The following is a 6192-nucleotide window of genomic DNA, read 5'->3' as shown; positions in this document are numbered from 1 at the left end:
GCCGTCCCCGGCCACGATGACCGGGTGCGACGCGCGAGCGAGGATCTCCGCGGCCGCGCCGACTCCGGCCGCCGGCCCGTACGCAAGGGCCGGCGAGCGGTCCGGCACGTCGACGTCGGACTCCTCCTCCAGCACGTCCATCGGGATGGAGACCAGCACCGGGCCGGACGGCGGGCGTACCGCGGTGGCGAAGGCGCGGCGCAGCACGATCGGCAGGTCACGCGCGTGCTGCACCTCCACGGCCGCCTTCGTCGCGGCGCCGGCCAGGCCGACGAGGTCGCCCGACAGCATCGGGTCCTGGATCAGATGGCGGCGGTCCTGCTGGCCCGCCGTGACCACCATCGGCGTACGGGAGCGCGAGGCGTTGAGCATGCCGATCAGGCCGTTCGCGACACCGGCCGCGACGTGCAGGTTCACGAACGACGGGCGGCCGGTGGCGCGGGCGTACCCGTCGGCCATCGCGACCACGGACCCCTCCTGAAGGCCCAGCACGTACGACAGGTCGGGCGCGTCGGCCAGGGCGTCGATGAGCGGCAGCTCGGTCGTGCCGGGATTGCCGAAGATCCGGCTCACGCCTTCGCCGCGGACGATCTCCAGTAGAGCGTCGATGGGTCTCATCCGGTGAGTTCCCTCCCCAGGTGGTCGGCGACCCTGGCGGCGAGCGCCATGATGGTCAGCGACGGGTTGACCGGCAGCGACGCCGGGATCAGCGAGGCGTCCCCGACGTACAGTCCGGCGACGTCGTGGGACCGGCCGTTCGCGTCCACGGCCGAGCGCGCGGGATCGGACCCCATCGGCACGCTGCCCTGCATGTGCGTGGTGCTCAGCCCGGTCCACAGGACCTCGCGGGCGCCGGCCGCGCGCAGCGCCTCGACGGCGAACCGCCGGCCCGCCTCCAGCCGGGCGCGCTCGGCGGCGGAGAACCGCTTGGCGACGACGATCTCGCCGCGCGGGTCCAGGTCGATGAGGCCGGTGTTCTCGTCGTTCGCCATCACGAGCATCCCGGCCCAGTGCCGGTACGCCCGCACGCTGCCGGCGAGGCGCGTGCCCCAGAGGGGGTGGCCGTCGGCGTCGGTCAGGCTCTCGGCGAACGACACCGGGTCCTGCACCGTCGGGCCCTCGACCACGAACTCCTCCCGGTGGTCGAGGCAGTGCCCGGTGATCGGGTAGACGCGATGGTTGTCCTGCGGCTCGTCGAAGCGGCCGTAGACCAGGCGCGCCGGGTGCAGGCCGAGCGTGCGGCCGACCCGGCGCGGGTAGTCGGGGCTGTTCAGCAGGATCCGCGGGGTGCCGAGCGCGCCCGCCGCGAGCACGACCGTACGGGACCGTACGACGCCGGTGTCGCAGGCGACCCCGGTGACCGCGCCGCCGGAGATCAGCACGCGCTCGGCCCGCGTGCGCGTGGCCAGCCGGATCTCGCCGCGGGCGAGGGCCGGTGCGATGAACGTGTTGAGCGTGGACTTGCCGGCGTTCGTCGGGCAGCCCTGCAGGCACGAGCCGCACTTGGTGCAGTTGTAGTCGGTGTAGGAACGGACCGGCTCGAACGTGGCGCCGATCGCGGCGAGCCCGTCGCGCAGCCGGTACGCGCTCGGCGTCCAGTCGGCGCGCTCCCGTACGCCGAGGCGCCGTTCGACCTCGGTGTACCAGGGCAGCAGGTCGGCGAGGGAGAACGGCTCGCCGCCGTCCCCGAGCAGGCCGGTCCGGCGGTGGAACGTGGCCACATCGGCGTCGGTGGCGCGCATCGCGACCTTGGCGTTGATCACGGTGGAGCCGCCGACGCACCGGCCGCCGAGCAGCGCGACCGGGTCCTCGCCGTCGGCGTACCGGACCGGCCACCACAGCCGGTGCCGCGCCTCCAGTTCGAACCTCGTGTGCGTCGCGGCGGTCCACAGGCCGCCGGCCTCGATGAGGAGCACGTCGTGCCCGGCGCGGCCCAGGTCGGCGGCGATGAGTCCGCCGCCCGCGCCCGAGCCGACGACCACGACCTCGGCCTCCTCGGGCAGCGGATCGGGAGGCGGGGGCGGCTCGGTGAGGAACGACCAGTCCCGGCGGAGCCGGCGGGCCTGGGGCGGGTCGAAGCCGATGTCCTCCCAGCCGGTCGGCCCGGTATGGCCGGGGACGGCGAAGCCGCCGTAGTACGCCTCGATGGCGAGCCGTCTGATCAGGGCGAACGCCGATGACCCGGCGAGCGGCGCCAGCGCGTCCGGCCCGTGCCCGGCGGCGGGCGCGAGGAGCCCGATCGCGGCGTGCAGGGCGTCCTCCTCCGACGACGACATCGCGGCGACCGCCCGCCCGATGTACTCCTCGGGCCCGATCGCGCGTGAGCCGGGCACCAGGTCCGCGCACAGGTCGGCGAGGACCCGCGTCTCCCCGGCGTTCATCAGTGCTTCGCGGATCCGCCGTCGACGTTGATGGTCTGCCCGGAGAGGAACCCGCTGCCCTCGTCGCAGACGTACAGCAGCGTCGAGACCAGGTCGCGCGGCTCCTCGACGGCGGGCACGACCTGGAGGCCGCGGACCCGCTCGAACCCGCCGTCGGCGCCGACGGTGCGCTCGGCCGTCAGCGTCCGGGTCAGCCCGGGGGCGATCGCGTTGACCGTGATGCCGTCGCCCCCGACCGCGCCGGCGAGCGCGCGGGTGAAGCCGACGAGCCCGGCCTTGGAGGTGGTGTAGGCGACCATGTCGGGCGGGCCGAGGAACACCACGGCCGAGGTCAGGTTGACGACCCGTCCCCAGCCCGCGGCCCGCAGGTACGGCAGGGCGGCCCGCGTGACGAGGAACGGGCCCTCGAGGTTCAGCCGCATGATCCGCCGCCAGTCGTCCAGCGTCGTCTCCTCGAAGGGGATCGACGGGTAGATCCCGGCGTTGTTGACCACGATGTGCAGGCCGCCGTGGTGGCGGGCGACCTCGTCCACCGCCGCGGCCACGGCGGACGGGTCGGTGACGTCGGCCCGGACGCCGAGGAACGCACCGCCGGCGTCGGCGATCCGGCGCTCGGTCCCGGACAGGTCCGCGACGTCCAGCCCGGCCACGCGTCTGCCCTGGGCGGCCAGGGCCACGCAGAACTCCTGTCCCAGCCCGTTCGCCGCACCGGTCACCAGTGCCACCCGATCGCTCATGTGGGGGAGCGTGCGTCACGGCCATCACCGGGACAAGGAGGGCGTTCCATTCATCGGAATCCGCGACGGCGGTCCGGCCGGGGCGCGCGCCGTGTACCTCGCCGTTTCCATTCGGTGAAACGCCCTGCTTGTCGGAGCCGGGCGGCGCGTCCATGCTCACGGCACCCCGCATCCGACACCGTCCGGCGAGTCGTGAGGAGCGATGACCGCGATGACATCAGCAGCGACTGGCGCCTCCCTCGGCCCGGTCCACCGCAGGCTCATCCGGGACGAGTTCGGCGTGATCGGCGTCCTGGTCGTCATCGTTGTCGGAGTCGGCCTCTTCCACCCCGACTTCCTGCGCACCGGCAACCTGCTGTCCATCACGCACAACACGGTCTACGTCGGCCTGATGGCGTGCGGCATCGTCTTCCCGCTGGCGATGCGCGAGGTCGACCTGTCCGTCGGCGGCATGTACGCGATGTGCATGGTCCTCGGCGCGGTCCTCATCCGCGACGGGCTGAGCACCTGGCTCGCGCTGGTCGTGATCCTCGCGGTGTCGGCCGTCCTCGGCGCCCTGAACGGCGTGATCACCACGTACATGCGGCTGCCGTCCTTCATCGTGACGCTGGCCACGGCGATGCTCCTCCGCGGCGCCGGCCTGGCGCTCGCGGACGGCAAGCAGATCACCGACCTGCCGCAGAACGACTCCTTCTTCACCTTCCTCGGCGGGAACACGGCCGGCGTCCCCACCGCCGTGTGGATCTCCGTGCTCCTGGTCGCCGCGCTGACCGTGCTGTTCACCCGTACGAGGTTCGGCGCCCGGGTACGGGCCATCGGCTCCAACCCGGAGGCGGCCGAGTTCAGCGGCCTGCCGGTGATCCGCACCCGGATCGCCACGCTCGGCCTCAGCGGGCTGATGGCGGGTGTGGCGGCGGTGTTCTCCCTGGCCTTCTTCATGGCCGGCGACCCGACGGTCGGCCAGGGGTACGAGCTGACCGCCATCGCGTCGGCGATCATCGGCGGCACACCGCTCGCCGGCGGCCGCGGCTCGATCGTCGGCGCCGCGGCCGGCTGTCTCATCCTCAGTGTCGTCGCCTCGGCACTGGCCTTCTTCCAGGTACCGATCAACTGGACCACCTTCGCGACCGGCGGCGTCATCCTCCTCGCCGTCGGCGCCGACACCCTGCTGCGCCGGATCCGGGGCTCCCGCTCCGCCGACGCCTGACCGCCCCCGCCCGTACGCCAGGAGACGAGCAATGAAGCAGCGCACACGTTGGCGGGCCGGCCTCGCCGCGATCCTCGTCCTCGGACTCACCGCCGCCTGCGGCGACAGCGGATCCGGCTCCGGCTCGAAACGGCTGAAGATGGGCATCGCCGTGCCGAACAACAGCCTGAACTTCGCCCGGGAGATGTACCAGGGGGCGACCTCGGCGGCCCAGCACGCGGGCAACATCGACTTCAAGGTCGTCGGCCCGCCCAACACCGACGGCCCGGCCGAGGTCCAGCTCTTCCAGAACCTCGTCGTGACCCACCGCGACGGTGTGATCCTCTTCAACCTGGATCCGCCGATCTTCACCCGGCCCGCGGCGCAGGCCGTCGACCAGGGCGTCCCGGTCGTCGCGCTGGACACCGCGCCGACGAACGGCAGCAAGGTCGGCTTCTTCGTCGGCACCGACAACTACGAGCTCGGCGGGCAGCTCGCCCAGGCGGCGGTCAAGAAGCTCGGCGCCGACGCGAAGGGGACCGTCGTGATCGGGCAGACCGATCCGGGCGTGCCGGTGCTGGACAACCGGGTCAAGGGCATCAAGGACACCCTCGCCAGGCTGGCGCCCGGCATCCGGACGCTCGGCCCGTTCCACACCTACAGCGACCCGGCGCAGAACTACAACGCCTGGCTCGCCCAGGTGCACGCGCACCCGGACGCGCTGGCCTTCCTCGGCGTCGGCGACGCGGACAGCTACGACCTTGCCAAGATCAAGCAGCAGGAGAAGGGCAAGTACCTCACCGCCGGCTTCGATGTCGACCCGAAAACGCTTCAGGCGGTCAAGGACGGGACGAACTTCGCCGGCATCGATCCCGAGCACTTCCTCAAGGGCTACCTGTCGAGCGCGATCCTGATCAAGTACGTCCGGGAGGGACGGAAGCCGCCGCAGGGCTGGTTCAAGACACCCGGCATGGTGCTCGACAGCGGCAACATCGACGAGGTCATCGCCCGCGAGAAGTCACCCCAGGCCGCCTACGCCTGGTACAAGCCGCAGATCGACCGGCTCCTGGCGAACATCACCGGCAACATCCGGCCGCTCTCGGACGCGCGCTGACATGCTGAGGGCGTCCGGCCTGGTCAAGCACTACGGCGGCGTCGCCGCGCTCGACGCCGCCGGCATCACGGTCGAACGCGGTGAGGTGCACGCCCTGGTCGGCGAGAACGGCGCCGGCAAGTCCACGCTCGTCAAGATCATCTCCGGGGCCGTACGGCCCGACGGGGGCACCGTCGAGCTCGACGGTGCCCCCGTCGCCTTCGCCAACACGCGCCAGGCCGCCGGGCAGGGCATCGCGATCGTGTCGCAGGAGCTGATGACCTATCCCGACCTGACCGTGCTGGAGAACCTGTTCCCGCTCGGCGGCCCCGGCCGGTTCGGGCTGGTCAGCACCCGGACGATGGAACGCCGCGCCGCGCCCGTGCTGGCCGGGCTCGGCCTGAGCGTCGACCCGCGCGCACGCGTGGAGACCCTGTCGCTGGCCGACCGGCAGCTCCTGGAGATCTGCCGGGCGTTGCTCCAGGAGCCGAGGGTGCTGATCCTGGACGAGCCGACCTCGGCACTCCCGCGCGCGGCGTCCGACCGGCTCGCGGAGACGACGAGACGGCTGGCCGGGCGCGGCCTGGCCGTGCTCTACATCTCCCACTTCCTCGGGGAGGTCATGCGGGTCGCGCAGCGGGTCACCGTGCTGCGCGACGGCCGTACCGTGCTGGCCGGCGAGGAGATCGGGAAGGTGAGCGTCGACTCGCTGGTCACGGCGATGCTGGGCGGCGGCGCGCCGCCGGTCGCCGCAGGCCGCGAGCGCGCCCTGCGCGGAGCCGCCTCGGTCACCCT

General features: G+C 72.7%; 6 protein-coding genes. 3 read left to right on the top strand and 3 right to left on the bottom strand.

Annotated features, from left to right (window positions below; translation table 11 throughout):
• From ACFFNX_RS39085 to ACFFNX_RS39075, 3 genes are all read right to left on the bottom strand, one after another.
• The coding region (locus ACFFNX_RS39085) for a thiamine pyrophosphate-binding protein (protein ID WP_378211190.1) at positions 1 to 618 on the bottom strand (618 nt) is incomplete at its 3' end.
• On the bottom strand, positions 615 to 2381 hold the full coding sequence (locus ACFFNX_RS39080; RefSeq protein WP_378211189.1) for a GMC family oxidoreductase N-terminal domain-containing protein: 1767 nt from the start codon (positions 2379 to 2381) through the stop codon (positions 615 to 617). The genes ACFFNX_RS39085 and ACFFNX_RS39080, both read right to left, overlap by 4 nt.
• Complete coding sequence (locus ACFFNX_RS39075; RefSeq protein ID WP_378211188.1) at positions 2381 to 3118, bottom strand: SDR family NAD(P)-dependent oxidoreductase; 738 nt, start codon at positions 3116 to 3118, stop codon at positions 2381 to 2383. Before ACFFNX_RS39075 ends, ACFFNX_RS39080 begins: the two co-directional genes overlap by 1 nt.
• 211 nt (positions 3119 to 3329) lie before the next feature.
• On the opposite strand from ACFFNX_RS39075, the gene ACFFNX_RS39070 reads away from it, so the two are divergent.
• The 3 genes from ACFFNX_RS39070 to ACFFNX_RS39060 form a co-directional block, all read left to right on the top strand.
• Positions 3330 to 4325 (top strand): ABC transporter permease, encoded by a 996-nt coding sequence (locus ACFFNX_RS39070; RefSeq protein ID WP_378211187.1) that lies wholly within the window; start codon positions 3330 to 3332, stop codon positions 4323 to 4325.
• A gap of 31 nt (positions 4326 to 4356) precedes the next feature.
• A complete protein-coding gene (locus ACFFNX_RS39065) occupies positions 4357 to 5418 on the top strand; it encodes a sugar ABC transporter substrate-binding protein (RefSeq protein WP_378211186.1) in 1062 nt (353 codons plus the stop codon).
• A gap of 1 nt (position 5419) precedes the next feature.
• The coding region (locus ACFFNX_RS39060; RefSeq protein ID WP_378211185.1) for an ATP-binding cassette domain-containing protein at positions 5420 to 6192 on the top strand (773 nt) is incomplete at its 3' end.

It is taken from the genome of Actinoallomurus acaciae, from assembly GCF_042429965.1.
In the GTDB taxonomy this organism is placed as follows: Bacteria; Actinomycetota; Actinomycetes; order Streptosporangiales; family Streptosporangiaceae; genus Actinoallomurus; species Actinoallomurus acaciae.
This window is presented reverse-complemented; position numbering and strand designations above follow the sequence as displayed.